Raw genomic sequence first — 25,320 nt, forward strand, 5'->3', positions numbered from 1 at the left:
TTCTGGAGCTTGCTGATTACAGTCAGTCGGCAGTTTTGCTGTCGTTAGCCGAAGTGAGTGCGCGGTTTTTTTCGCGAATGAGGATGGTAACACGAGACGTCGTTCCTTTTTAAGGGATGATGTCTTTTTTTGTCTTTATACGAATGATACTCACTTTATTCAGTCAATCCAGTCTTTTTATTCTTGCACTATTCACAGCATAGAAGGAGGAAACACATGTCTTTACAAGAGAAATTAGAAGCATTGAAGGAAACGACATTGCTTAAAATCAAAGAAAGTCCAACCATGAATGACTTGAATCAAATTCGAGTGGAAGTGCTTGGGAAAAAAGGCCCTATCACAGAAGTTCTACGGGGGATGAAAGATCTTTCTGCGGAAGAACGGCCGAAGGTGGGGAGCTATGCCAACGAGATTCGTGATATCTTGACAGAAGCGATCGAAGAAGCCAAGACGTCTATCGAAGCAGCAAACTTGGAAAAAGCTCTTGCTGAAGAATCCATCGACGTGACGTTGCCTGGTAAAAAGATGGACCGAGGAACACGCCATGTGTTAACGAAAATCATGGAAGAAATCGAAGATATCTTTGTTGGTATGGGCTACCAAGTAGTCGAAGGTTACGAAGTGGAAAAAGATCATTACAACTTCGAACGGATGAATCTGCCAAAAGATCATCCAGCCAGAGACATGCAAGATACTTTTTATATTTCAGAGGAAGTGCTGATTCGAACCCATACGTCACCAGTGCAAGCGAGAACAATGGAGACTCATGATTTTTCTAAAGGGCCGCTGCGGATGATCTCACCCGGGAAAGTTTTCCGTCGTGACACAGATGATGCGACCCATAGCCACCAATTCCATCAAATTGAAGGATTGGTAATCGATAAGAATATTACGATGGGTGACTTAAAAGGAACCTTAGAAGTCATGATGCAAAAAATGTTTGGGGAAGATCGCCAAATTCGCTTGCGACCAAGCTATTTCCCTTTCACAGAACCATCGGTCGAAGTCGATGTCAGCTGCTTCAAGTGCGGTGGTGCCGGTTGTAATGTTTGTAAACAAACTGGCTGGATCGAGATCCTCGGTGCTGGAATGGTGCATCCTAACGTCTTAGAAATGTCAGGGATCGATCCAACCCAATATTCAGGATTTGCTTTTGGTTTAGGTCCTGATCGAGTGGCAATGCTGCGCTACGGCGTGAACGACATTCGCCAATTCTATCAAAATGATGTGCGTTTCATTCGCCAGTTCAAGGGGGAACAATAAATGTTAGTATCATACAAATGGTTAAATGAATACCTTGATCTGTCTGAGATCACACCCAAAGAGCTGGCGGATAAAATGTCAGTGACGGGGATCGAAGTCGAAGGTATTGACGTGCCTGAAGAGGGTTTAAAAAAAATCGTTGTCGGAGAAGTGACCGACTGCCGACCACATCCAGATTCTGATCATCTATCAATTTGCCAAGTAAATATTGGCGAGGATGAAGACTCACAGATCGTTTGTGGTGCGCCGAATGTCAAAAGCGGCATCAAAGTCATCGTGGCATTACCAGGCTCTCGAATCGCGGGCAACGTAAAAATCAAAAAGGGCAAGATGCGGGGAGAAGTTTCCAACGGCATGATTTGTTCGTTGCAAGAGTTGGGATATGCCGATAGCGTGATTCCCAAAGAATATGCAGAAGGAATTTATTATTTACCAGCAGAAGCAGAACCAGGATCACCGGTTTTTCCTTATCTTGATATGGATGATCACATTATCGAATTATCGATCACTCCGAATCGTGCGGATGCGTTAAGCATGCGGGGGGTTGCTTATGAAGTCGGTGCAATCTATCGGCAAACACCGAAGTTTCCTGAAATTGCGCTTACCGAAAGTGAAGTAGTTGCTGCCGATAAAATTCAGGTGAAGGTCACTGAAGTAACGGATGCACCCGCCTACCAAATTCGAATCATTGATGGCGTAACGATCGCCCCAAGTCCACAATGGCTGCAAAATCGCTTGATGAATGAAGGCATTCGTCCAATCAATAATGTCGTGGACGTGACGAATTATATCTTACTGTTATTTGGTCAACCATTGCATGCTTTTGATTATCAAAAGCTAGACAGCAAGGAAATACTGGTACGTCGCGGCAAAGAAAATGAAAGCCTGGTTACCTTAGATGGAGAAACTCGTCAGCTTTCCCCAGAAGACATCGTTATCACCAACGGAACGACACCAGTTGCGCTCGCAGGCGTCATGGGAGGTCTTGATTCTGAAATCACGGAAACGACGACCACAGTCGCTTTAGAAGCGGCCTTGTTCGATCCATTAGCGATTCGTTTGACTTCGAAAAAATTCAATTTAAGAAGCGAATCATCCGCTCGTTTTGAAAAAGGGATCAACCAAGCAACGGTTGCAAAAGCTTGTGATGCAGCAGCAGCACTGATTGCGGAACTTGCTGGCGGAACGGTCTTAAAAGAGGCAGTAATAGGTTCCCAAGTAGCAGTAGAACCTGTGGAGGTTGCGATTACTTTAGCACGGATCAATAGCTATTTAGGCACAGAAATCACTGATGAAGAAGTGCAAGAAATCTTTGATGCATTAGGCTTTGGTCATCGTCAAGAAGCAGACAGCTATATTGTTTCAGTCCCACCTCGTCGTTGGGATATTACGATCGAAGCAGATATCATTGAAGAAGTGGCGCGTATTTACGGTTATGATCGTTTGCCATCGACTTTACCGCAAGGAGAAACGGTTGCCGGTCATTTAACCAAAGCGCAACGTCTGACTAGAGAAGTTCGGACTCTTTTGGAAGGCAACGGGGTCAGTGAAGCCATCAGCTATGCTTTGACAACGGAAGAGAAGGCACAACAATTTACGGATAAATCGAGCCAAGTGACTCGATTGGATTGGCCAATGACCGAAGAGCGTGCCGTCTTGCGCTTGAATCTTATTTCAGGTTTGTTAGACGACGTTGCGTACAATTTGGCACGTAAAAACAATCGTGTTGCTTTATATGAAATTGGTCGCGTCTTCTATCAAACGGGCGACAGTAAACACGAACTGCCAACAGAAGTCAATCACTTAGGGCTAGCATTGACAGGAAATATCCATGAGAAAGACTGGCAAACCCAAGCTCAAAAAGTTGATTTCTTCCATTTGAAAGGCATTTTAGAAAATCTTTTTGATTCGTTGGCATTAACCGACCGTATTCGTTATCAAAAAACGGCAGATATCAAAGAGATGCATCCTGGGCGTACGGCAATGATCTTGCTAGATGACCTAGAAATCGGCTTCTTGGGACAAGTCCACCCATCGATCGCCAAAGCCTACGAAGTGAGTGAAACCTATGTTGCTGAATTGAACTTAGATCAGTTATTAGCAGCTAAAACAGAACAATTGGTCTATCAACCAGTTTCTAAGTTCCCATCAGTGACCCGAGATATGGCACTCTTGCTCGATGAAACGATCGATAACCAATCCGTGATGGAAATCATTCGTGAAAGTGCAGGTCGCTTCTTAAGTGATATTCGTTTATTCGATGTTTATCAAGGGAAAAACATTGAAGCAGGTAAAAAATCTCTAGGGTACAGTCTGACCTTTAGCAATCCGGAAGCTACCCTGACGGATGAAGAGATCAATCAAGCAATAGCGAAAATTACTCGTAACTTAGAAGAAAACGTTCAAGCAGAAATCCGCTAATCAAATAAGTAGAAAAACGTTCTCCACCATACAAAGAAGTTGGGTGGGGAACGTTTTCTACTATTATAATAGATGCTCAGATGACAAAAAAATGTTAGGAGTTGAGTGAAAGCCTTAAAAGATTTCTCTATAGAAGGCATTCCAGCTTTTTTGGTACAACCTTTTTTAAACACTGGCTAGGCTGAAAAAATGCATTTTCTAATCAGCGTTTTATGAAGTTATTTTTTAGGACAGCTCCTCGATTTTTGCGCAAGAAACAGCATCAAATCAAAATACACAAAGTGTCAGTCTGGGGAGGAAGTGTTCTCGTGAAATCTAACACAGAGTTTGTACATAGGTTTTGCATGAAAGAATTCATTCCGATTTGTAAACAAAAAAACAAGCCGTAAAGGCTTGTTTTTTTAAGCAAAGTAATTGATGCCCATTGCATTTTTGACTTCAGCTAACGTCTGAGCGGCAACTTGTTCAGCTTTTTCACTACCAAGTTTTAGTAAGTTCATCACTTCACCGGGATCTTTGGCAAAAGCTTCACGGCGTTCACGAATCGGTGCAAATTCGGCTTCTAGAACATCGATCAAATAGCGTTTGATTTTGACATCGCCTAATCCACCACGGGTGTAATGTTCTTTTAATTCAGCAATTTTTTCTTTTTCGGTACCAAATACATCAAGATAAGTGAAGACCATATTGCCTTCAACTTGTCCGGGGTCGTTGACATGAATGTGATTTGGATCCGTGTACATGCTCATCACTTTCTTTTGTAATACATCGGCTGGATCAGCTAAGTAAATGCCGTTGTTCAATGATTTGCTCATTTTCCCGTTCCCATCGATCCCCGCTAAACGTCCCATGCCTTTTGGCGGTAAAACCGCTTTTGGTTCGACTAATACTTCACTATACGTAGAATTAAAACTATGCACGATTTCTTGCGTTTGTTCCAGCATTGGTTTTTGATCTTCGCCGACTGGAACTAAATTTGCTTTAAAAGCGGTGATATCCGCTGCTTGAGAGACAGGATAGATGAAGAAACCAGAAGGAACGCCTTCACCAAATTTTTTTTGTTCAATTTCGGCTTTAACGGTTGGATTGCGTCGTACTCGAGCAACACTGACTAGATTGAGATAATACATCGTCAATTCAGAGAGCTGAGGGATTTGCGATTGAATAAACATCGTTGTTTTTGCTGGATCCAATCCAACGGCTAAATAATCCAAAGCAACTTCTAAAATATTCGCTGAGACCTTCTCAGGTGTTTTCGCATTATCTGTTAGTGCCTGCATGTCAGCGACCATGATATAAAGCTGATTTTCAGGGTCAGCTTGCATTTCGACCCGTTTTTTTAAAGACCCCACATAATGGCCAAGATGCAATTTGCCAGTTGGGCGGTCGCCAGTTAAAATCGTATTCACTTTTTTTCCACCTTTTCCTTTGTTATATGGTTTATCTTACCTTTTTTTAGCAAAAGAAACAACCGGTTCTCCTTGTGATCTGATGGGGTGAGAAAAATTTTCATGGACAAAAACCTCACATCAAAGTAAAATAGCACTTGTCTTTTCAGAAATAAGGGGGAACATTGGAAAAGAACCTTTACAAATGAAAAAAGATTGAGCTATAATATGAATCAAATCTTTCCAATTACTCATTTAATTTTAAAAAAAGCTAGGAGTGTGAATCAATGGCAATGATCGAATTTAAGAACGTAGAGAAATATTACGGAAAGTTCCATGCATTAAAAAACATCAACCTTGAATTTGAAAAAGGTGAGGTCGTTGTTGTTATCGGGCCTTCAGGATCTGGTAAAAGTACAATGCTCCGTACGATTAATGGTCTAGAAACCATTTCAGGTGGTCAATTATTGGTCAATGGTAAGAACTTGTTTGACAAAGATGTCAAAATGACAGAAATTAGAAAAAACATCGGCATGGTGTTTCAACATTTCAACTTGTATCCAAATAAAACCGTGTTAGAAAATATTACGTTGGCACCGATTAAAGTATTAAAACAAAATGAGCAAGAAGCCATCAATTTGGCGGAAAAACTTCTTGATCGGGTAGGGATGTTAGATAAAAAAGATTCCTATCCTTCCATGTTATCCGGCGGACAACAGCAGCGGGTCGCAATTGCCAGAGGGCTTGCGATGAAACCAGAGATGCTGCTTTTTGATGAGCCAACGTCAGCATTGGATCCAGAAATGATTGGTGATGTATTGGATGTCATGAAAAAAATTGCCAGTGAAGGTATGTCCATGATCGTTGTTACCCATGAAATGAGCTTTGCCCGTGAAGTAGCAGATCGAATCGTCTTTATGGCGGAAGGACAAGTCTTAGAAGACCGGCGCGATGTCGATGGATTCTTTGATGCACCAAGAGACGAACGTGCAAAACAATTCTTGAGTAAAGTCACAAATCATTAAGCAATAGGAGGAACCCTTATGAGAAAGAAAATATTTTCCTTTCTAGTCTTAGCCTTTGCCCTTGTGACTTTCTCAGGTTGTAAAGGACAAAGTGCCGCAGATATCGATATTTTAGAAAACAGCAAAGAGACGAATCAGATCGTTTGGGGCGTAAAAAACGATACCCGTCTTTTTGGATTGATGGATATCGCGACTAGAGAAGTACGGGGATTCGATATTGATATCGCTCGTGCAATCACTGAGAAAATTTTAGGTCGTGATGGCAATGCCATCTTTGTTGAAGTTACCTCAAAAACCCGGATTCCTCTTTTGAAAAACGGCAACATCGATGCAATCATCGCCACGATGACTATCACGGAAGAACGTAAAAAACAGGTCGATTTTTCCGATGTCTACTTTGATGCAGGTCAATCTTTATTAGTTGCCAAAGACAGTCCTATTCAAGGGATCGAAGATTTGACCGCAGACACCACTGTATTGGTCGTGAAAGGCTCTACCTCAGCTGTGAACATCCGTGAAGCAGCACCAGAAGCGCAAATTTTAGAACTTGAGAATTATGCGGAAGCCTTTACTGCTTTACAATCTGGTCAAGGGGATGCTATGACCACGGATAATGCGATCTTATTAGGGATGGCGAGTGAAAATCCCAATTACCATTTAGTTGGCGAAACTTTTACAGAAGAACCTTATGGGATTGCCATCAATAAAGGACAAAAGCCGTTTCTTGATGCAGTGAATCAAGCCTTGCGGGAAATGCGTGAAGATGGAACCTATGATGAGATATACAACAAGTGGTTCCCTGAAGACGAATCAGGAAAAGTAGAGTAGGAGGAAACCGAATGGTTGAATTATTTCAAACGTATACCGGTCAGTTTATTGAAGGCTTTAAATACACAGTCATGGCGAGTTTGATCGCACTGTTTTTTAGTCTTTTGATCGGAACCTTAATGGCAATTTTTCAGTTGTCAGACAATCGCCTCATCAAAGGGATTGCCAAAGCGTATGTTGAGTTTTTTAGAAATATTCCCTTATTGATCATCGTGATGTTCTTTTATGTCGTTGTGCCAATGTATTGGGTTTCTTTTGACGGTTTTCAAGCGGGAACGATTGGCTTAACGATCTATACATCGGCATTTATCGCTGAGACGATCCGGTCAGGGATTCAAACGGTTCCTAAAGGCCAGATGGAAGCTTCCTTGTCTTCTGGTTTTACGTACAGCCAAGCGATGCGTTACATTATTTTGCCTCAGGCTTTTAAGATCGTCGTACCGCCGTTAGGCAATCAATTTATCAATCTTGTTAAAAACTCATCAATTTTGGCGATGGTCGCAGGATTAGATATTATGTATCAAGGGGATTTGATCGCAAGTGAGACCTTCAATACATTCGATACGTATATCATTGTTGGTCTTTTCTATTTGATCATTACCCTACCATTGTCTTATTTGATGGTTTACTTGGAACGGCGTTGGGCTGTCCGCTCATAGAAAGGAGCTAACGAACTATGGATTTTTTTGAAGCTTTTTCAGCGATTAACATTCGCTTCTTGATCGATGGCTTGCGGGTAACAGTTGAAGTGTCGATCCTATCGATTTTATTTAGCTTTATTATCGGAGGGATCGCCGGCATTTTGCGCTTCAGCTCGATCCCGGTCTTTTCGAAAGTATTAGGTGTCGTGATCGATGTTATTCGTAACTTGCCTTTGCTCTTGATCATCTTTTTCACTTACTTTGCATTGCCGCAGATCGGTATCCGCTTTAATATTTTTTGGTCAGCGGTTGTGGCGTTGACGATTTTTGAATCAGCGATGCTCTCTGAAATCTTTCGTGCTGGTTTGAATGCTGTGCCAAAAGGGCAGATGGAAGCTGGTTTGTCAACAGGGCTAAGCTATGTCGAAGTATTGCGGAGTATCGTCGTGCCACAGGCATTTAAAGCGATGTTGCCAGCGATCGTCAGTCAGTTGATCTCTTTGATCAAAGATACGTCATTAGCCGTGATTATTTCTTTACCAGAGCTGACTCATCATGCTCGAATCATTTATGGTCAAAATACAAACTATGTTTTGCCTATGTTTTTGGCAATGACTGTTTTATACTTTTTGGTTTGTTATGCATTATCATTGCTTTCTGGCTTTTTGGAAAAACGTCAGTACGATTACTAAAAAGAATAATCGACAAAATCATCCCCACGATCGGTCTTTTACCCATGCAAGTGCAACTTGTGGGTTGTGAGCCAATCGTTGGGGCTTTTTTTCTTTTTGACCGTTTCGTGTTTTTTGGGAAAGCTTTTTTAGCAAACGAAAGGAATACTTGAAAAATAGACAAAAAAAGTCCAAAATGAATAAGAGAGAAAAACGCACCAAACTCTTTTTTTCATGTAAAGGATGGAAACTATGACAAACAACAGACCAATTGGTTTTATCGATTCTGGTGTTGGTGGGTTGACGGTCGTCAAAGAAGCAATCAAGCAATTACCCAACGAATCGATTCTTTATCTGGGAGATACAGCCAGATGCCCGTATGGTCCGAGACCTGCTGAGCAAGTTATCGCGTATACGTGGCAAATGACCCGTTTTTTATTAGAAAAAAACATTAAAATGTTGGTGATCGCTTGTAATACAGCGACAGCGGTCGCCCTTGAAGAAATCAAAGAAAAACTAGCGATCCCGGTGATTGGCGTGATCCTGCCCGGTAGTCGAGCAGCAGTCAAAGCAAGCAAAAACCAGCGAATCGGTGTCATCGGAACAAATGGAACGATCAAAAGCGACTCTTACAAGCGCGCTCTTCATGGCAAAGCGCCCCATGCGTCAGTCGTCAGTTTGGCTTGCCCAAAGTTTGTGCCGATCGTAGAAAGCAAACAATACCATAGCTCGGTCGCCAAGAAAATCGTGGCAGAAACGTTGCGTCCATTGAAAAACAAGCGGTTAGATACAGTGATTCTGGGCTGTACTCATTATCCTCTATTGCGCCCTTTGATCCAAAATGAATTAGGCGCCCATATCCAGCTGATTGATTCAGGGGCAGAAACGGTGGGGGAAGTCAGTACCTTGTTGGACTATTTTTCCATTGCAGCAACGAGTCAGGACGATCCGCATCCGCAACATGCATTTTTTACTACTGGTTCACCGAAAATATTTGATGAGATTGCCAATGATTGGCTTGATTTAGACACGATCTCATCGATTCACACTGATTTAGGAGGCTTTTAAATGCGACATGATGGCAGAAAAGAAACAATGTTAAGACCAGTCAACATTCAAACCAACGTCTACAAACACCCCGAAGGATCGGTTGTGATCTCTTTTGGTGACACAACCGTGATTTGTTCGGCAACGATTGAAGATCGGGTCCCTCCGTTTTTACGAGATACGGGAAAAGGCTGGGTCACAGCCGAATACAGTATGCTCCCACGAGCGACCAACACTCGTAATCGTCGAGAAAGTGCCAAAGGCAAGCTTTCTGGTCGTACGATGGAGATCCAACGGCTGATCGCTCGTTCCTTACGAGCCGTAGTCGATTTAGAAAAATTAGGGGAACGTAGTATCGTCGTCGATTGTGATGTCGTCCAAGCGGATGGCGGTACCAGAACAGCCAGTATTACCGGCGCTTTTGTCGCGTTGCGTTTAGCTATCGATACCTTGTTGCGTGACAAAGCATTGACGGAAGATCCAATCAAGGAGCATTTGGCAGCAATTAGTGTCGGGATCTTACCAGATGGTACCTGTGTGACTGATCTCGATTATCAAGAAGATTCTTCAGCTGCTGTTGACATGAATTTGGTGATGACGGAATCTGGTCGATTTGTCGAATTGCAAGGAACTGGGGAAGAAGCAACCTTTGATGGCCAGCAGTTGAATGAGATGCTGATCTACGGAAAAACAGCTATCGAAGAATTGATTGCCTATCAAAAAGAGGCACTGTTTTTACCAGATGAACCCCCTTATGAGATTCCCGAAAAAACGATTGTCATTGCTACAGGCAATCCAGGAAAAGCCAAGGAGTTTAAAGCCGTATTTGGCGCAGCAGGTTACGATGTCCGCACCTTAAAAGACTATCCTTCCTTGCCGGATGTTGAAGAAACCGGCACCACCTTTGAAGAAAATGCCCGCCTTAAAGCGGAAACCATCGCCAGAATTTTGGGAAGACCGGTGTTAGCTGATGACTCAGGACTGAAAGTCGATGCATTAGGGGGGCGACCAGGGGTGTACTCTGCTCGATTTGCTGGTGAGCAAAAAAGTGACGCTGCTAATAATGCAAAATTACTTTACGAATTGACGGATGTCGAAGATGACAAGCGCAGTGCTCAATTTCACTGTACGTTAGTTTTCGCAGCGCCAGGAAAAGATAGTTTGGTGGTTGAAGCTCAATGGCCGGGAAGAATCGGCCGTATCCCTCGTGGAGAAAATGGGTTCGGTTACGATCCATTGTTTATTCCTGATGGTTCAGAGCAAAGCGCAGCCCAAATGAGTCAAGAAGAAAAGAACCGAGTCAGCCACCGTGGTCTAGCAATCAAAAAGCTGCAGGAACAGTGGCAGGAGTGGTTAGAAGGAGAAAATGCATGAAATATTTAGTTGTCAGTGACAATCATTCAGATCGTGAGATTCTTGTTGATCTTAAAAATGAATTCGAAAATCAAGTCGATTTATTCCTGCACTGTGGGGACTCCGAACTACCTGACACAGACCCTTTGTGGGATACTTTTCAAGTCGTTTGCGGCAATTGCGATTATGGCGGTGGTTTTCCCAATGAGCGTATCATCAAAACGCCGCTGGACACCATCTATATGACTCATGGCCACTTAGCAGATGTCCGTTTTGGTGTAACGAAATTAGGGCTGCAAGCGCAACAAGCCGATGCCTCGATCGCACTGTTTGGTCACACGCATCAAATTGCTTGTGAGAAAGTTGGGAATCGGCTTTTCTTGAATCCCGGCAGTATTTCCCAACCGCGAGGGCAAATTCAAATCAAAAGCTTTGCGATTATTGAAAGTACGCCAGAACAATGGGCAATCCAATACTATGATCGTTCCTTTCATAAAGTCCCTGAGCTAGCTTTTGTTTTCACACGCTAAGTAAGCGGAATCAAAAAGTAAAAATTTCATTATAATTTTGCAGGTTTCAACTTTCTATTCTCATTTTCAAGTAAAATAGAAGAGTAGCTGTGAAATGGAGGCAATTAGATTGATAGGACAGACCGTAGAAAAAATATTACTCGAGAACCAAGAAAATTTCTTGGTGCCGGCAGAAAATGTGGCATCGGTATTTTATAACCACCCTTTGAGTCACGCATTGCTTGTTTTATCAAAAGTGGGCTATTCAAAGATCCCTGTACTAGATAGTGAGGACCATTTAGTCGGCTTAATCAGCCTCTCAAACATCGTAGAACGCATGATGGATCTCACTGGCTTCAGTATGGAAAATATTGAAGGGCTGACTGTGGCAGATGTCATGGAAGTCAATGTGAATTGCATCAAAGAAAACGATGAGTTGGAAAGTATGCTGCATTTGTTAGTAGATCAAGCATTCTTGCCGATCGTTGATGATGACAATGTCTTTGTTGGGATTATCACCCGCAAAGAGATTTTAAAATCCGTCAATCATTTGGCGCACGAAATTGAAAGACGCTATTTGCTGATTTCTAAAGAGGATGCCCCAAAGATGACAGATGAACTGCATGTGGTATAGAAAAAAGGTTATCCCAGCTTCGGGATAACCTTTTTTAAATACCGACGATCGGCGCATTGGGGATCGTATAGCCTTTGGCAGTTAAAGCATCGATCGATGCGGCCAAAAATTCCTCTTTGATTTTCCATTGCGTACCGTTGGTCACATACATGGTCGTACGAATTGCAAAGTTGTTGTTCCCCAGATCCACTAAACCGAAGACCGTAGGGGCCGTTTGAATCTCTTCTTCATGCTGCTGAGCAATCTGTTCATTGACTTCTTCAATGATGGCACGTATTTCATCTAAGCCTTCAGATGGTAAGATACGTACGTCGACCACGACTTGCATATTGGCTCTTGATGTATTACTGATGGTCGTGATGTTACGATTTGGGATATAATGAACGGTTCCATCAACGGATTTTAATTGAACAGTCCGAATACCGACTGCCGTCACCGTACCTTCAAGCGTCAGATTGGTCAAGCGGACGTAATCACCAACATTGATTTGTTGCTCGGTAATAATAAAGAAGCCAGTAATCAAGTCGTTCATAAAACCTTGGGCGCCTAAACCAAGTGCGACACCGACGACTCCGGCACCTGCTAATAGAGAGCCTACAGGTACGCCGATGGTTGAAAGGAGTGCATAGACAAAAAAGAAGCCTAATGTGTAATGAACCGTATTGCGGATCAGGGTATGGATCGTGTTGATTCGACTCACATTGAAACTGGCTTTTTTTTCATAGGAACGATAGATCCGATCGATGATCATATTGCTTATTTTCAATAAAATACCGAATAGGATACATAAAAAAAGCAACATCAATGCTTTTTGAATCAGTAGGCCAATGATCGATTCCCAGTCGATGGACGCCCACCATTTTTGCAATGCATTGAGCTGAGCAGCTGCTGGTTCAGTAATGCTGGAACCACTTGAATCGGTCGTGCTAGCTGCGAGTAGCAGTTGTTTCATAAAATCCCTCCAAGTCTTACTGCATCTATTTTAACGAAGATAAAATAGAAATGCAAAGGAGGTTTTCTGAAATACCTGTTTTTTTCAGAAAAAGCCTGCTCAGCCAACGGGTAGGCAAATAGCAGACTTTTCTATGACTATCATTGATTAAGATAAATGAACGCCTTTATCAACAAAAATCACTTCGCCGATAATCCCGCTTGATAAAGGACTGATCAAGAAGGCACAAGCATTGCCGACTTCTTCGATCGTTACACCAATATGATCTGGTGTTCGATCCTCTGACAATTGGATCAGTTTTTGATAGTCTTTTACACCAGTTACTGCCAGCGTCTTGATGGCGCCAGCTGAAATCGCATTGACACGGATCTTTTGCGGTGAAAGTTCGGCAGCTAAATAGCGAACACTTGATTCCAAAGCAGCTTTCGCAATACCCATCATGTTGTAGTTTGGTACTGCCCGTTCGGCACCTAAGTAGGAAAGGGTAACGATTCCAGCATTTTCAGCTAAGATTGGTTTGGCATATTTAGTGACGGCAATCAATGAATAACTGCTGATGTCTTGCGCCAAAGCATAACCGTCACGAGAAATATTCAAAATGTCGCCAGAAAGATCTTCTTTATTAGCATAAGCGACGGCATGGACGACACCATGGATCTCTCCAGCATATTCTTTGATTGTATCAAAGGCGGCAGCAATGCTTTCGTCATTAGCGACGTCACACTCCACTACAAATTCATCAGATTCCAATAAGCGCTCTAAAGGCTTCTTCATGCGGTCGTTTTGATACGTGTAGATCACTTCGGCTCCTTGTGCTTTTAATGCTTGTGCACAGCCCCAAGCGATACTGCGTTTGTTGGCAACGCCCATGACGACAACTTTTTTACCGGTTAAAAAACTCATAATTCCACTCCTTAATAAATTCAACAATAATAAAATACGTATAATGACAAATAGTAAATCAAACTATCTTGATTTCTAATTATTAAGCATAATTGTTTGATTGTCAAACTATTTTTTTCTTAATAAATATTTAGTTGCGAATTCCGCTGAACTATGATACTTTGATAATCAAACTATAATAAATTCTTAAGCAAGGAAGGGAAACCATGAAAAAACTATTGACTGAAACAGAAGTCATGGATTTGATTCCAAATCGCTACCCAATTATATATATTGATTATGTCGATGAAATCGAGTCTGGCAAAAAGATTATCGCAACGAAAAATGTTACCATCAACGAAGACTTTTTCCAAGGTCATTTTCCGGGAAATCCAGTAATGCCGGGTGCCTTGATTTTAGAAACATTGGCACAAGCAGGATCGATCCTGATCTTGAAATCCGAGGAATTCCAAGGTAGAACGGCGTATATCGGCGGCATCAACAAAGCCAAATTCCGTCAAAAAGTTGTTCCGGGAGATACTATGAAACTTGTTTTTGAGATCACCAAAATCAAAGGCTCCGTTGGAACTGCTGATGCGGTAGCGACAGTGGATGGCAAAAAAGCTGCTGAGTGCGAATTTACCTTTATCGTAGGCGACCAAAAGTAAAAACCGATTTAATTTTTTTGTTTATTGGTAGCCAAGAATGCTTATAAAATAGTATTCTTGGCTATTTGGTGATTGAAACAACGATAAACGTAACAGAAGATGGTGATTGTTTTGGTGATTGGTAGGGGTTAGTGAACTGAAGCGTTTTGTTTAGATATTAGATATGTTTCGAGCTTATCTACAGCACGCTCTTTTATTTCTGGGGTTATATGAGCGTATATGCGGGTAGTTTTGGCGTCTGTGTGACCTAGAAGCTCTCCTATATCATCAAGGCTAACACCAGCTTCTCTGAGCCTCACAGCATAGGTATGTCGACCGTCATGTACTTTGATTTTAGGTAGACTTTGCGATTCAATTATTCGGTTCATTGCTGGATTAATCGCTTGCCCACGAAATGGGGTGCCAATTTCATTGTTATAAGCGGTTTTGATAAATATGAACTGGTTTTCACCGGTATAAGGCAAGTGACCAAAGATTCCTATTACATAGTTTCGATAGGAGAGGAGAGCTTGCTTCATTCTATTAGTCATAGGAAGATCACGTATGCTAGAAATTGTTTTGGGATCATCCACTACGTAGGTCCATTTCTTTTTGTTTTCGGCTGCAAAAACTCGAGTACGTCGTATATGCATAATGTTTTTGTTAAAATCGATATCTTTCCATTCCAAGCCTAACGTTTCGCCTTTTCTTAAACCTTGATCGAATATAGTTAGAAAAATGGGATACCAAGCAGGATCTTTCTGATTCCGTGCTTCTTCCAAAAATATTTCTGTTTCCTGGTAGGTGAAATAATGCAGGGTGTCATCTTGTTTCTTTTTTGGGAACGAAACACCTTTTGCTGGATTATTTTTCAAAATACCCAACGCTACAGCCTGGTTAAAAGCACTAGAAATTAAGTCATGTACTTTTTTGACTGAACCTAATGATAAGCCATTATTGTCTTTCCCTATATTCTTATCGCACATTAGCGAATTTATATACTTTTGATGGGTGCGGGTATTGTATTCGCTCAAAACATAATTTCCAATATAAGGTATTACATAAAAGTCGATAGTTTGCCGATAATTGATTTTAGCACCTAATTTCAAGTTAGGTTTATAGACATTTAGCCATTCATTTAGGTAATCTTTGATTTTTACTCTGCTCGGGTTGTGATGAATGTATTCCTCATCCGCAAATTCACCTTCAGTAACTTTTTTCCATTTTTTTGCATCTGCATAAGTATGGAATCCTTTTTTGTGCTTTTTTGATTGTTTTCCTGTGCCTTTATCAACTCCATTAAAAGCATATGCTTCGTATCTTAATTTTCCATTTTTTAAGTAATAAGGGTAAATCCCATCACCAGATGTAGTTTTATTTTTGACCATGAGAAATCAAATCCTTTCGTACAAAGTTTTTTATTAAGATAGGCCAATCTTTTGCAATTTTTTAAAAGTACTAAACCGTTATTTTTTCTAATAGTGATTAAATATTGTTCGAATGTATGTTCTTCCAGAGTTAAGAAGAAAAGCCCTAAGGCTAATCTTTCAAATTATCTATTCCATGTTGAGCTTGTTCAGGGGAAAATCCTTCAAATATTAATTGATCATAAATCCCTTGATTAGACATATCCATTAAACGAGCATAATCTTCAGCCTTTTTCACAGCTTGCTCATTCCAATCAACATCAATGTTGTCCACTGCCCATTGTGCATCAGAATCATTGAATCCTTCAAACACCAATTGATCCTTTAAGCCCGACTTAGAAAAAGACATCGTTCCAAGGTATCTTTGAGCCATTGATTGTGCACGAGATTGTTCTGAGGAAATTGATTCAGTTTCTTGTTCCTCTTTTGCTTTAGCTTTTTCTGCTTCTTCAGCTCTTTTCTTTTCTTCTTCCTCGGCTTTCTTCTTTTCTTCAGCCTCTCGTTCTTCACGTTCTCGCATTTCTTCTACTTCAGCAATTAAGGAAGTTATCGAGTCGGGCATGTAGCCATCAAAGTAATTCGTAGAGAGGGTATTGATAATTCGACTTATTTGATTGATCAATTCCGCTTGTTTTTCTGAATCTCCAGCCAAAACGGCATTTCCATAATCAGTGTTCCTGTTAGCGTACATAAGCAAATATTCAGCTGTATCATTATTTTCTTCAGCTAACTTATTTTCTACAGTTCTACTCACTAAAAAAACAATTTCTGCATACTGGGTGATAACATCATTTGTTTGATTCGAAAGTGCTGATTTTCCTAATTCCGTATATGCCTCAGATAATGAGTCAAACATTTCCTTCAATTCATCATCAGAAAGCTCTTCTCTTGAACTTTCCGTGGTAGGGACTGATTGAGAAACGCTATCAGATTCTACCTCTTGAGGTGAAGAGCAGCCAGTGAGGATTGTGGTAGCAATTGTTAGTATAATAAATGATTTAATCTTCATTAGAGCCTCCAATATTCTTTATTTTGTCTTTCGTATTACCGTTATAAATTTTAATCACATTGAAAAAAGCGATGATACCTAAATAGCAAAAATATAAAGTTATTGCTAGACCTAGCGCTTTTGCGAATTGTCCGAATCCAGCATAGATAGTGTCTAAATTTTGATAATATGCTTCTTCCAATGTAGCTCCACCTTTTGACTCTATTTGAGCGATACGATACCCTCCGTTAGTTAGCCAAATAGTTGCCTGATTGAAAGTCTGGTAAACCTGATAAGCTGCTACGAATAAAAAAATTCCTTTCAATGACTCAAAACCTAATTCAATCTTTTTCATAAAACCCTCCATTAAAATTTTTAAACGCTTAAATTTTTCTTATTTCTTTAATTATGTTACAAAATATCTTCCTTTCTGATAAAATAATATTTGTAAGGTTAAAAAAATTTCCTCCTAGAAGTGTGCAGCTTCTGTGGGGGGATTTTTACGTTTATCGATAGCTGTTTTTACTCATAGCCATTAGTGACTGCAAGTGAGTTATGCCGTCATTACCATATACTTCATCTTTATACGGCATTAAATAGTTGAAGAATGCTACTTTTGGATTTAAACCAACGTCATATATTAGGTAATTATTTATCCTGTTATGTAGAGCTTTACGACTAATACAGTGTTTAACTAATATTCGATCAAATGATAACCCTTCATCTAGATACTCAATCAATTTTTCATTGTTTAGATAAAGAATCGATGCAATTACGTTTGCTTCATCTTCAAAGGGGAGTATTTCATCTGGATAAAATCCGTCTACATCCACAGAGGCAAAGATCTGCATATAATCTCTATCTGAGCAATGAAAGTATATATGAACTAGTTCATGTAAAAGAGTAAAAATCATACGTTGTTTGCTATTATACTTGCGAAGAAATAATTTAAATCGTGATTCCGAAGCGCTAGCGACAGTAAAGCCTGATACTTTCTTACTAAAAGCATTGGAGACTTTAATTACTTCAGGGTGGACGAAATTGTGTTTTGAATTGATGGAACAGGGTTTATTATCAAAATAGACAATTTCTATATCAAATATTTCACTAAAATAATCAATGATTGTCAGATAAGTAATTTCAGAAAGGGGCATCTGTGCCCAATCTGAAATACTATTGAGTAAATCATACGCCTTTTGAGAATATAACTGGTAATCTGGTTGGTCAATTTCTCTATATTCGTAAGTTTCCTGATTGTACATAGGCAGCAGTCCTTACTTCTTTTTTTTATCTCGTTCAAATAGATCTCTTGCGACGGACATAAGCTTATCTAATGATTCATTGAACTCCTTTTTTTCTTCTGAATCCATGTCCGCAGTATTTTTTCGAAACATCACAATAAGTTCATCCTCTTCAGGCTCTAATTCCACTTTTTTTGAATCATTTTCTCCTAATAAGTAGTCAGTTGATACACCAAAATATTTTGCAACCTTTTGCAACTTATCAGCAGTCGGGACAGTTTTTTTCCACTGGTAAAACAAGTTTTCGCTAAATCCAATTTCTAGAGCAACCTCTTTTAAACTCTTATCTCTTTTTTTCGCCAACTCTTTTATTCGGTCAAAAAGCGTCATATTTACTAACACCTCGGTTATTGCCTTGAGATAGTATAACTTTTTATATTTAAGTGTTGACAAAAGTATAATATGTAGTTATAGTTATCTCGTAAGCAAGAATATTTACAAAATAAATTATCAAATAAGACCCATTGAAAACCGCTCCCCAGCAAGAATCAATGTGTATTATTGGTTTACTTTGTATGCTTATATAGTACTACTTGTTATACTTTTTTGCAATAAAATTTGTAAATATTCTTGCGAACAATAAAAATCGGAGAGGGTGAGGATATGACCTTAAAGAAGGAAGTAGATGTATTTCTAGCATTGAAAAGCAAGCCACGATCGTGGTTAGCAAATAAGCTAGAAATAAACGAAGGGTATCTTTCTCGTATCTTAAACGGTCGAGATGAGCCAAAGCATCAAATTGAAAGAATCAAAGAATTTATCGAAAAAAATTGAAAGTTTGAGAGGAGGATATTGAATGGGAGTGCAGATTTCCAAAGCAAAGCCTATTCAAATTATTAAAACTCAAGCGGAATCTAAAAAGAAGCAAAACAAAGTTGATTGGAAAAAAGCTAAATTCGTAGCTAGCTATCTTGGTGTGAGTTTAGCTACTGTTTCGAGGTGGACCAATCAAAAAGATGATCCGCTACCTAGTAGAAGGCTCCGTGGTGTTTTGCAATATGATTTTGAAGAAGTTAAGGAGTGGGAAACTAGGAATTCTAATTGATTGAATTGGGAGGGTATGATGTCCTACACACCAAAACAAGAAAGATTAATTCATGAATTGGCCACAGAAAAAATTCAAGATCTTCAATATCTGCTCCATGATAAAAGGGGATCTTTAAGCGATCGACAACGTGAAACTAGTAACCGATATTTGAAGGATTATCAAGAATTGCTTTATCGAAATCGGCTTAATCGCCAGGTAGGAATGAGGTCAGAAGAATGGAAGAAAAAGAAAAAAGAGCCTGTGCAGGCTCAAATTGTGAAATAGATGAGTTAAAAAGGAGATTGGTTTTCAAGGATAGTGTAATCGAGAGTCTTATAGTAGCGAATATCAACTTACTAAAGACTTATCAAAACGTTCAAAATTATATTTTAAAAGAAGACCCTTTAAAAGAATTATCTAGTCGAGAGTAGCTTTCTTTTCAGATTGTTTCTGTTGGCTGATTTCTCCAATGCTATGGAAAATTTTTTCTGTGTTGTATCGCTCAATGTATGATATTTCTATCAAATACTCGATAAATTTTATGAGTATTTTAGCTTCTTTAGAAGTGATATCGACGATAACATTAATATTTTTTTCGGAATGAGCGCCAATATTACCAAGTTTCCTAAGATGGTCCATAGCTTCCCACACTTCAGAAGAAACTTTTGGCTTTACTGCCTGTATTTCATCGAAAAGTGTGTTCTTATTCTTAATATCCCAATAATCTCTGATGATTGATTGCAGACATCGGCGTGATAGAGTTCCTGAAGCTTTAGGACTAAGATCCACTATTGCACAGGCTTCTCGGTAATCTTGAAGAATACTTTTGGGAATATAATCAGGAAACGATCGAGCTGGACCGAGCGGATTAATATTTAACTGTAATCCTTTGGTATCTGCACCACGACCTTCAATGGAGATAGTTGTTTTTTTACATTCGCTATTTGTACACCTTTTTAGCTCTATAATGAATTCTTCATCTGGAATTACTGGAGTTCTCGCGCTTTGGTACCCAGCATTACCACTAAATGTGATTTGTTGTTGAATTTTCCTAACATGATTATTACGAACTAAATATTTGCTGTAATTTTCATCAGACAAAGGAATAGAAAAGTCGCAAAAAGGACAGACGTAACTTCCCGAATGGAAAGAAACCAATTTTTTATCAGTCATGGCTACACGCTCCGTTTTCTTTTTATTATAGCAATTAAATTACATCAATTAAAGGAGGCGATAATATGAACCAAACTCAAATTTTTAACTTTGAACAAAATAAGGTTCGAACAGTATTAGTAAATGATGTTCCGTATTTTGTAGGAAAAGATATAGCTGAAGTACTAGGTTACTCAAAGCCAAGAAATGCTATCTCAATTCATGTTGACGTCGAAGACAAACAGGATGCCCCAATTCAGGGCGCCCTTGGTGGTAAGCAAAGTATGACGATTATCAACGAGTCAGGATTGTACAGTCTTATTTTTAAGTCAAAACTTCCAAATGCAAAAAAGTTCAAACGTTGGGTGACGAGCGAAGTGCTTCCGTCTATCAGGCAAACTGGAACCTACACGAACATCCCACAAACATTTTCTGAGGCACTAAGACTGGCTGCAGATACAGAAGAAGAACGAGCAAGAATGGAGAAACAAATAAAACTAGACGCACCATACACCATGTTCGGAAAAGCAGTCTCGAACTCAGATGGAGCCATATCAATTGGTGAATTTTGCAAAATAGTTTACGAAAAGCATGGAATAAGTATTGGGAGAAACAAAATGTTCTCATGGCTTCGAAAAAAAGGCTATTTGATCTCATATGGTCGAGAGAAAAATAATCCAAAACAAAAATACATCGAACAAGGTTTATTCGTTAGTAATCCTGTAATTGTCCCAAGAACACAAGGGAATATACAGGAAGCGACAACATTAATCACAGGTAAAGGACAAGTGTATTTTTTAGAAAAATTACAGGAGGAATAGGAATGAGGAAATCAACTAAAGACACAATAGGAGTATGGCTGTTATTACTAATTGTTGTCACTGTCAGCGCTATCCACGCAGCTCTTGGAGTTGCATTGATCACGGCTTGGGCTACTATCGATCTTGCTTGGTATGCAGGAGTTGCGGAAGGGAAAAAGCGGTCTTCGAATCAACTTAAATCCAAGGAGGGCAGCTAAGGATGACTAATACAGACGTGCGTCATTTCGATTGGGTTGGCGCAAATCAATGGTGGGAAGAACACAAGGAGCTGATTCGGTCCCGTCAGAATATCAACCGAATGAAACGATCTATTCAGTTGTATCTGAAGGAGGATAAAACATATGCAGTTTGAAGAAAAATGTTACACATTTTCTTGTAAATTTTGTAGCAGAACAGTTTATCTGAACGCAACTGAGCTAGAAAAATGTAAACCTTGGAAGGGTCCATACTGTTCGAAGTGTGGGCGAAAACTCAAAAGAAAGTAGGGAGAAAGTGATGGCAACAACTAGAAAAAGACTGACAGAATACGGGTTTGAGGAGGTTAAAAAGACCCAAAGTTACCAATTACTGCAATTGGTAATCAGTAAAGAAGGTGATCGTTTCCGAACGGTCCTGCATTGGTACTCTGATACACCGAAAAAGGTCTACATCAATATGTACAAGATGTCTGGTGCCGAAACATTGACCGAGAAGGATGTGCGAGACAATTGCAACGGACTGCATTGTGGCGTATTGGAAAACTGGACGAAATTTCAGGATGCGTTTCCTGATATCGTAAGTGCAATTTAAGGAGGAGATAATATGCCGAACAATACGCTAAACGATTTGAACAATTTTCTTTTTGGTCAACTGGAAAGATTGGATAACCCAGAAATGACACAAGAAGAATTAGAAGCAGAAATCAAGCGATCAGAGGCTATGACAGACGTTGCTGAACAAGTGATCAAAAATGCCAATACGGTTCTTGCAGCAGAAAAAATGTACTCAGGAAAAGACGGTTGGGTCGATCCAAAACGAAGACCAAAAATGATTGAAGGGTGATAAGCATGCCTAAATATTTGTATACCCAAGAAATGATCGATTATCTGAAAGAGATCACTCCTGGGCGATTGAATGACGAAGTCACCGCGATGTTTAATCAAAAATTCGACATGGCTCTAACAGAAAGCAAAATGAAGAGTCTCCGAAGTAATTATAAGATACGAAGTGGGATTACTCATTCTGAAAGAAGACGAAGAGCAAATCAATCACGAAAACTCTTTTCTACCGAGCAAGAAGCTTTTATTAGAAAAAATGCAAAAGGGAAAACGAACAAAGAGTTGACGGAATTGATCAACCGTACATTCGATCTTCAGTTAACGATTGCACAAATCAAAGGATGGAAGGCAAATCATAAGGTTAGCAGTGGCTTAACTGGCTATTTTGAAAAAGGACATGTGCCTATAAATAAGGGAACAAAAGGAATGTTCAATGTTGGCGGTAATAAGACATCCTTCAAGAAAGGGGAACCTGCCCGAAATCATAAGCCAGTCGGCACCGAACGTATCGATCGTGATGGCTATGTGATAGTAAAAGTGCAAGATGATGGGCCATGGCATAAACGCTGGCGACCAAAGCACAAAGTAGAATGGGAGAAAGTGAATGGTGCTATCCCAGAAAGAAAGGTCCTAATTTTTCTGGATGGCAACAAACAAAACATTACCATGGACAATTTGAAATTAGTCACACAAGGACAAAATTTACAACTAAATCGGAAACAGTGGCGTTCTGAAAATCCGGAAGCAACACTTGCAGGTGTAAGTTTGGCTCAACTTCAAGAAAAGGTTATCAAACGAAAAAAAAGAACTCACACCAGTTCCCGCTAGTGTAAGCAAAAATGCAACTAATAAAATTCATTCAAGGAGAGTTTAACAATATGAACAAAAAAATTCAAGACTTGGTCGTGCAATTACATGCAGAATGTCACAAAGAAGAGGCCTCATTTCTTTGTACAATTCAAAAAAATGGATCAGCCGAAACCATTGCATGTGGAAACTTACCAGAGCTAGGTATGTGTTTGGCAGCACAAGAGCGCAATTTGGATAAAGGATTACCTATTCCCGCAAGTACTTTACGATCAGCTGCTATAGCAGCTACCGAATCGATTTCCAAAGAGGGTAAGAAGACATCAAGTCATACGTTTGTTGTAAATGATTTGAAGGATATTCCTGATATTCTTGATCGGATTATTCGGGGTGATTTCACATGAAGCATATACAGTTACAGTCATTAACCATCAATCACTTTAAAGGGATTGAACATTACAGTATCACCTTAGATGGAAAGAGTATGGATATTTTCGGAGATAATGATGCAGGCAAAACCTCCATTTATGATGCCTTTTTATGGGCGCTGTATCACAAAGACTCAAGAGACCGTACACATTTCCACTGGAAGCCTTTGGATGAACACAATCAGCCTATTGAGGGGTTGCAGACGTCGGTCAAGGTTGTATTGCTTGTTGACGGCAAAGAACGGAAGTTTGAGAAGGTCAAGACAAGTAAAAAAGTGTTGAAACGAAAATTAGAGCGAAGTGTTTATGAAGATGCCAGCAGTTATCTGATCGATGGTCTCAAGACAGAGACTAAGAAAATCTATGATGAAAAAGTCTCTGAGGTAGTGGATGCTGAAACGTTCCGTAAATTGTCGAGCATCAGATACTTTATGCATGAACTACTGGCTAAAGAGCGAAGAGAAGCACTTTTTAACTACTTTGGCGCGAAATCGGATCTTAAGATTATCCAAGAGACAACGGAATTAAAAGACCTTCTGCCGCTTATAGAAAATTCGAACGTGATCGATGAGCGTACCAAACATATGCAGGAAGCTAAAACGATTGCAGAAACACTAAAATCGATCCCAATCAAGATTGAAGGGATCCAATCTGTGATGCCCGAAATCACGGACATGAATCGTGATGCATTAACGTCTCAGCGTTTGAAGCAAGCTCAAGAATTGGCTGATCTACAAGATCAGATGGTCAATATCAAACATGGTGGAGCCGCCGGGGAGTATCGCTCACAATTGCGATTAAAAGAAACCGAGCTTGAAGAAGCCCGTCTAAGTCATGAAAACCTCCAGAAAGCCAAAACAGCAGGAATCGAAGAAAACAAGGCAAAAGTTTTTGCCGAATTAAACAAGAAAAAGCAACAGCTGATTATGGAAGAAAACAAGCACAGAAGTATCCAACTGCAGATCGATGATGAGAAACGAACGGTTGAGCGGTTACAAGCAGCACACGAAAAACTTATTGAAGAATATGATACGATCGATGACCTTGAGTTTGCGCCAGCAGTGTTTACCCCTATTGCATTCGATGAATCTGCGCTTTCTTGCGCTTATTGTGGAACAACTTATCCAACAGAAAAGCAAGATGAGATGCGCAAGCACCACGAAGCAGAAGAAGCTCGGCGAAAAAAAGAAACCGATGAAAAAAATGCAAAACACAAGGAACAGTTCGAGAAGGAAAAAGAAGCGGACTTGGAAGCGATTCGCTTAAAAGGACAAAGCAATAATCAAGAACGCGAGTCAGCGGAGAAGCGGATGGCCGAGCTAGCGCAACAGTTGTCAGAGATCACTTTGGATCCATTGAGAAAAGAAATCGAAGAGCAGGAAAAAAGATTTCAAGAGCTATCCAAACAATTTAAAGCCTTGCAAGGGGAGACGATCGCTTTTGAGTCAACGCCAAAATACGCGGAAATCACCGAACAAATCATCTTTTATCAAAAAGCAATCGAAAACAGCGAGGCGACAATTGCTGAACAGATCGACAAGCAGTCTACCCTGATTGAAGAAGCAGAGGAAACTATTGCGAAGATTGATCAAAAATTGGCTATGTTCGCGGAACTGGACCGGCAGAACCAAGCAATCGAGCAATTGAACGAACAAGAACGAGAGTTGTCAGCACGTAAAGGTGAAATTCTTGAAGTGCTCGCACTCTTTGACAGTTTTTTCATCAAGAAACGGGATCTGCTTCAGACGCATATCGATTCACATTTTTCAATGGTTAATTGGAAGCTGTTTGATTTTTCAAAAGATGGCAACTTGATTGAGGACTATTGTGAACCGGTAATCGAAGGTGTACCTTACTCTGATTTAAATAACGGCAGTCAAATGCAAGCAGGGCTTGACATCGCCAACACCTTAATGAAACAAGAAGGCTATTTGTTGCCAATCATCATTGATAACGCGGAAGGGATGACCACTCACAAGCGTGAGGAAGTCACTATTGATACACAAGTAATCGCCATGTATGTGAGCGAACCGGACAAGAATTTACGGTTAATGCCGAAAGGAGAGTAATC

General features: G+C 40.1%; 31 protein-coding genes. 22 read left to right on the forward strand and 9 right to left on the reverse strand.

Annotation, left to right across the window (positions count from 1 at the left end; genetic code table 11):
* Positions 1–216 precede the first annotated feature (216 nt).
* Positions 217–1,263 carry a phenylalanine--tRNA ligase subunit alpha gene (gene pheS / locus IGJ74_RS08755; RefSeq protein WP_086317392.1) on the forward strand — a complete coding sequence of 349 codons (1,047 nt, stop codon included), beginning with the start codon at positions 217–219 and terminating at the stop codon, positions 1,261–1,263.
* Positions 1,264–3,684, forward strand: coding sequence for a phenylalanine--tRNA ligase subunit beta (gene pheT, locus IGJ74_RS08760; RefSeq protein ID WP_218193446.1), 2,421 nt, complete (start codon positions 1,264–1,266; stop codon positions 3,682–3,684).
* 401 nt (positions 3,685–4,085) lie between these two features.
* Here pheT and trpS read toward each other — a convergent pair whose 3' ends face one another.
* Positions 4,086–5,093, reverse strand: a complete 1,008-nt coding sequence (gene trpS / locus IGJ74_RS08765) for a tryptophan--tRNA ligase (protein ID WP_005236112.1) — start codon at positions 5,091–5,093, stop codon at positions 4,086–4,088.
* Positions 5,094–5,359: 266 nt separating this feature from the next.
* Here trpS and IGJ74_RS08770 point away from each other — a divergent pair, with 266 nt between their 5' ends.
* From IGJ74_RS08770 to cbpB, 8 genes are all read left to right on the forward strand, one after another.
* Positions 5,360–6,097 carry an amino acid ABC transporter ATP-binding protein gene (locus IGJ74_RS08770; protein ID WP_008381909.1) on the forward strand — a complete coding sequence of 246 codons (738 nt, stop codon included), beginning with the start codon at positions 5,360–5,362 and terminating at the stop codon, positions 6,095–6,097.
* A gap of 18 nt (positions 6,098–6,115) precedes the next feature.
* On the forward strand, positions 6,116–6,925 hold the full coding sequence (locus IGJ74_RS08775) for a transporter substrate-binding domain-containing protein (protein WP_008381907.1): 810 nt from the start codon (positions 6,116–6,118) through the stop codon (positions 6,923–6,925).
* An 11-nt stretch (positions 6,926–6,936) separates the two neighbouring features.
* The gene (locus tag IGJ74_RS08780) at positions 6,937–7,584 is read left to right on the forward strand and encodes an amino acid ABC transporter permease (RefSeq protein WP_005226186.1); all 648 of its coding nucleotides are present in this window, start codon (positions 6,937–6,939) and stop codon (positions 7,582–7,584) included.
* Positions 7,585–7,601: 17 nt separating this feature from the next.
* On the forward strand, positions 7,602–8,258 hold the full coding sequence (locus IGJ74_RS08785) for an amino acid ABC transporter permease (protein WP_005236107.1): 657 nt from the start codon (positions 7,602–7,604) through the stop codon (positions 8,256–8,258).
* Positions 8,259–8,489: 231 nt separating this feature from the next.
* On the forward strand, positions 8,490–9,305 hold the full coding sequence (racE, locus tag IGJ74_RS08790; RefSeq protein ID WP_008381904.1) for a glutamate racemase: 816 nt from the start codon (positions 8,490–8,492) through the stop codon (positions 9,303–9,305).
* Positions 9,306–10,658, forward strand: a complete 1,353-nt coding sequence (gene rph, locus IGJ74_RS08795; RefSeq protein ID WP_087664159.1) for a ribonuclease PH — start codon at positions 9,306–9,308, stop codon at positions 10,656–10,658. It begins immediately after the preceding gene.
* The gene (locus IGJ74_RS08800) at positions 10,655–11,167 is read left to right on the forward strand and encodes a metallophosphoesterase (protein WP_005236103.1); all 513 of its coding nucleotides are present in this window, start codon (positions 10,655–10,657) and stop codon (positions 11,165–11,167) included. Before rph ends, IGJ74_RS08800 begins: the two co-directional genes overlap by 4 nt.
* A gap of 109 nt (positions 11,168–11,276) precedes the next feature.
* Positions 11,277–11,780, forward strand: coding sequence for a cyclic-di-AMP-binding protein CbpB (gene cbpB / locus IGJ74_RS08805; RefSeq protein ID WP_005226181.1), 504 nt, complete (start codon positions 11,277–11,279; stop codon positions 11,778–11,780).
* 34 nt (positions 11,781–11,814) lie between these two features.
* On the opposite strand, the gene IGJ74_RS08810 is transcribed toward cbpB, so the two are convergent.
* Both IGJ74_RS08810 and fabI read right to left on the reverse strand, forming a co-directional pair.
* Positions 11,815–12,732 carry a mechanosensitive ion channel family protein gene (locus tag IGJ74_RS08810; protein WP_005236101.1) on the reverse strand — a complete coding sequence of 306 codons (918 nt, stop codon included), beginning with the start codon at positions 12,730–12,732 and terminating at the stop codon, positions 11,815–11,817.
* 147 nt (positions 12,733–12,879) lie between these two features.
* Positions 12,880–13,635, reverse strand: coding sequence for an enoyl-ACP reductase FabI (fabI, locus tag IGJ74_RS08815; protein WP_005236100.1), 756 nt, complete (start codon positions 13,633–13,635; stop codon positions 12,880–12,882).
* Between the two features lie 206 nt (positions 13,636–13,841).
* On the opposite strand from fabI, the gene fabZ reads away from it, so the two are divergent.
* Positions 13,842–14,282, forward strand: coding sequence for a 3-hydroxyacyl-ACP dehydratase FabZ (gene fabZ, locus IGJ74_RS08820; RefSeq protein ID WP_005226178.1), 441 nt, complete (start codon positions 13,842–13,844; stop codon positions 14,280–14,282).
* 128 nt (positions 14,283–14,410) lie between these two features.
* On the opposite strand, the gene IGJ74_RS08825 is transcribed toward fabZ, so the two are convergent.
* The 5 genes from IGJ74_RS08825 to IGJ74_RS08845 form a co-directional block, all read right to left on the reverse strand.
* Positions 14,411–15,649, reverse strand: a complete 1,239-nt coding sequence (locus IGJ74_RS08825; RefSeq protein ID WP_218193445.1) for a tyrosine-type recombinase/integrase — start codon at positions 15,647–15,649, stop codon at positions 14,411–14,413.
* A 151-nt stretch (positions 15,650–15,800) separates the two neighbouring features.
* Positions 15,801–16,697 (reverse strand): Ltp family lipoprotein, encoded by an 897-nt coding sequence (locus tag IGJ74_RS08830; RefSeq protein ID WP_218193444.1) that lies wholly within the window; start codon positions 16,695–16,697, stop codon positions 15,801–15,803.
* On the reverse strand, positions 16,687–17,031 hold the full coding sequence (locus IGJ74_RS08835; RefSeq protein WP_218193443.1) for a hypothetical protein: 345 nt from the start codon (positions 17,029–17,031) through the stop codon (positions 16,687–16,689). The genes IGJ74_RS08830 and IGJ74_RS08835 overlap by 11 nt, the downstream gene beginning before the upstream one ends.
* Positions 17,032–17,182: 151 nt before the next feature.
* Entirely contained in the window at positions 17,183–17,938 is a 756-nt protein-coding gene (locus IGJ74_RS08840; RefSeq protein ID WP_218193442.1) for an ImmA/IrrE family metallo-endopeptidase, read from the reverse strand.
* 12 nt (positions 17,939–17,950) lie between these two features.
* The gene (locus tag IGJ74_RS08845; RefSeq protein WP_086372882.1) at positions 17,951–18,307 is read right to left on the reverse strand and encodes a helix-turn-helix domain-containing protein; all 357 of its coding nucleotides are present in this window, start codon (positions 18,305–18,307) and stop codon (positions 17,951–17,953) included.
* A 273-nt stretch (positions 18,308–18,580) separates the two neighbouring features.
* On the opposite strand from IGJ74_RS08845, the gene IGJ74_RS08850 reads away from it, so the two are divergent.
* The 3 genes from IGJ74_RS08850 to IGJ74_RS08860 all read left to right on the forward strand — a co-directional run bounded on the left by IGJ74_RS08850 (position 18,581) and on the right by IGJ74_RS08860 (position 19,435).
* Entirely contained in the window at positions 18,581–18,751 is a 171-nt protein-coding gene (locus IGJ74_RS08850) for a transcriptional regulator (protein WP_086372883.1), read from the forward strand.
* Between the two features lie 22 nt (positions 18,752–18,773).
* Positions 18,774–19,022, forward strand: a complete 249-nt coding sequence (locus tag IGJ74_RS08855) for a helix-turn-helix domain-containing protein (RefSeq protein WP_218193441.1) — start codon at positions 18,774–18,776, stop codon at positions 19,020–19,022.
* A 218-nt stretch (positions 19,023–19,240) separates the two neighbouring features.
* Entirely contained in the window at positions 19,241–19,435 is a 195-nt protein-coding gene (locus IGJ74_RS08860; RefSeq protein WP_141373863.1) for a hypothetical protein, read from the forward strand.
* Here IGJ74_RS08860 and IGJ74_RS08865 read toward each other — a convergent pair.
* Positions 19,422–20,177, reverse strand: a complete 756-nt coding sequence (locus IGJ74_RS08865; RefSeq protein ID WP_218193440.1) for a DUF4145 domain-containing protein — start codon at positions 20,175–20,177, stop codon at positions 19,422–19,424. The two genes, IGJ74_RS08860 and IGJ74_RS08865, sit on opposite strands and share 14 nt — an antisense overlap.
* 65 nt (positions 20,178–20,242) lie before the next feature.
* Between IGJ74_RS08865 and IGJ74_RS08870 the strand changes: the two genes are divergently transcribed.
* The 8 genes from IGJ74_RS08870 to IGJ74_RS08905 all read left to right on the forward strand — a co-directional run bounded on the left by IGJ74_RS08870 (position 20,243) and on the right by IGJ74_RS08905 (position 25,318).
* Complete coding sequence (locus IGJ74_RS08870) at positions 20,243–20,977, forward strand: BRO family protein (RefSeq protein WP_218193439.1); 735 nt, start codon at positions 20,243–20,245, stop codon at positions 20,975–20,977.
* Positions 20,978–20,979: 2 nt separating this feature from the next.
* Positions 20,980–21,174 (forward strand): hypothetical protein, encoded by a 195-nt coding sequence (locus tag IGJ74_RS08875; RefSeq protein WP_016612140.1) that lies wholly within the window; start codon positions 20,980–20,982, stop codon positions 21,172–21,174.
* Positions 21,175–21,176: 2 nt separating this feature from the next.
* On the forward strand, positions 21,177–21,329 hold the full coding sequence (locus IGJ74_RS08880) for a hypothetical protein (RefSeq protein ID WP_218193438.1): 153 nt from the start codon (positions 21,177–21,179) through the stop codon (positions 21,327–21,329).
* A 143-nt stretch (positions 21,330–21,472) separates the two neighbouring features.
* Entirely contained in the window at positions 21,473–21,766 is a 294-nt protein-coding gene (locus IGJ74_RS08885; RefSeq protein WP_255324168.1) for a hypothetical protein, read from the forward strand.
* A gap of 12 nt (positions 21,767–21,778) precedes the next feature.
* Positions 21,779–22,018, forward strand: coding sequence for a hypothetical protein (locus tag IGJ74_RS08890; RefSeq protein ID WP_218193436.1), 240 nt, complete (start codon positions 21,779–21,781; stop codon positions 22,016–22,018).
* Positions 22,019–22,023: 5 nt separating this feature from the next.
* A complete protein-coding gene (locus tag IGJ74_RS08895; protein ID WP_218193435.1) occupies positions 22,024–22,842 on the forward strand; it encodes an HNH endonuclease signature motif containing protein in 819 nt (272 codons plus the stop codon).
* A gap of 50 nt (positions 22,843–22,892) precedes the next feature.
* On the forward strand, positions 22,893–23,225 hold the full coding sequence (locus tag IGJ74_RS08900; RefSeq protein ID WP_255324167.1) for a hypothetical protein: 333 nt from the start codon (positions 22,893–22,895) through the stop codon (positions 23,223–23,225).
* A complete protein-coding gene (locus IGJ74_RS08905) occupies positions 23,222–25,318 on the forward strand; it encodes a hypothetical protein (protein WP_218193433.1) in 2,097 nt (698 codons plus the stop codon). Before IGJ74_RS08900 ends, IGJ74_RS08905 begins: the two co-directional genes overlap by 4 nt.
* The last annotated feature ends 2 nt before the right edge of the window (positions 25,319–25,320 follow it).

This window comes from Enterococcus sp. AZ009, from assembly GCF_050548785.1.
GTDB classification, from domain to species: Bacteria; Bacillota; Bacilli; order Lactobacillales; family Enterococcaceae; genus Enterococcus_D; species Enterococcus_D entomosocium.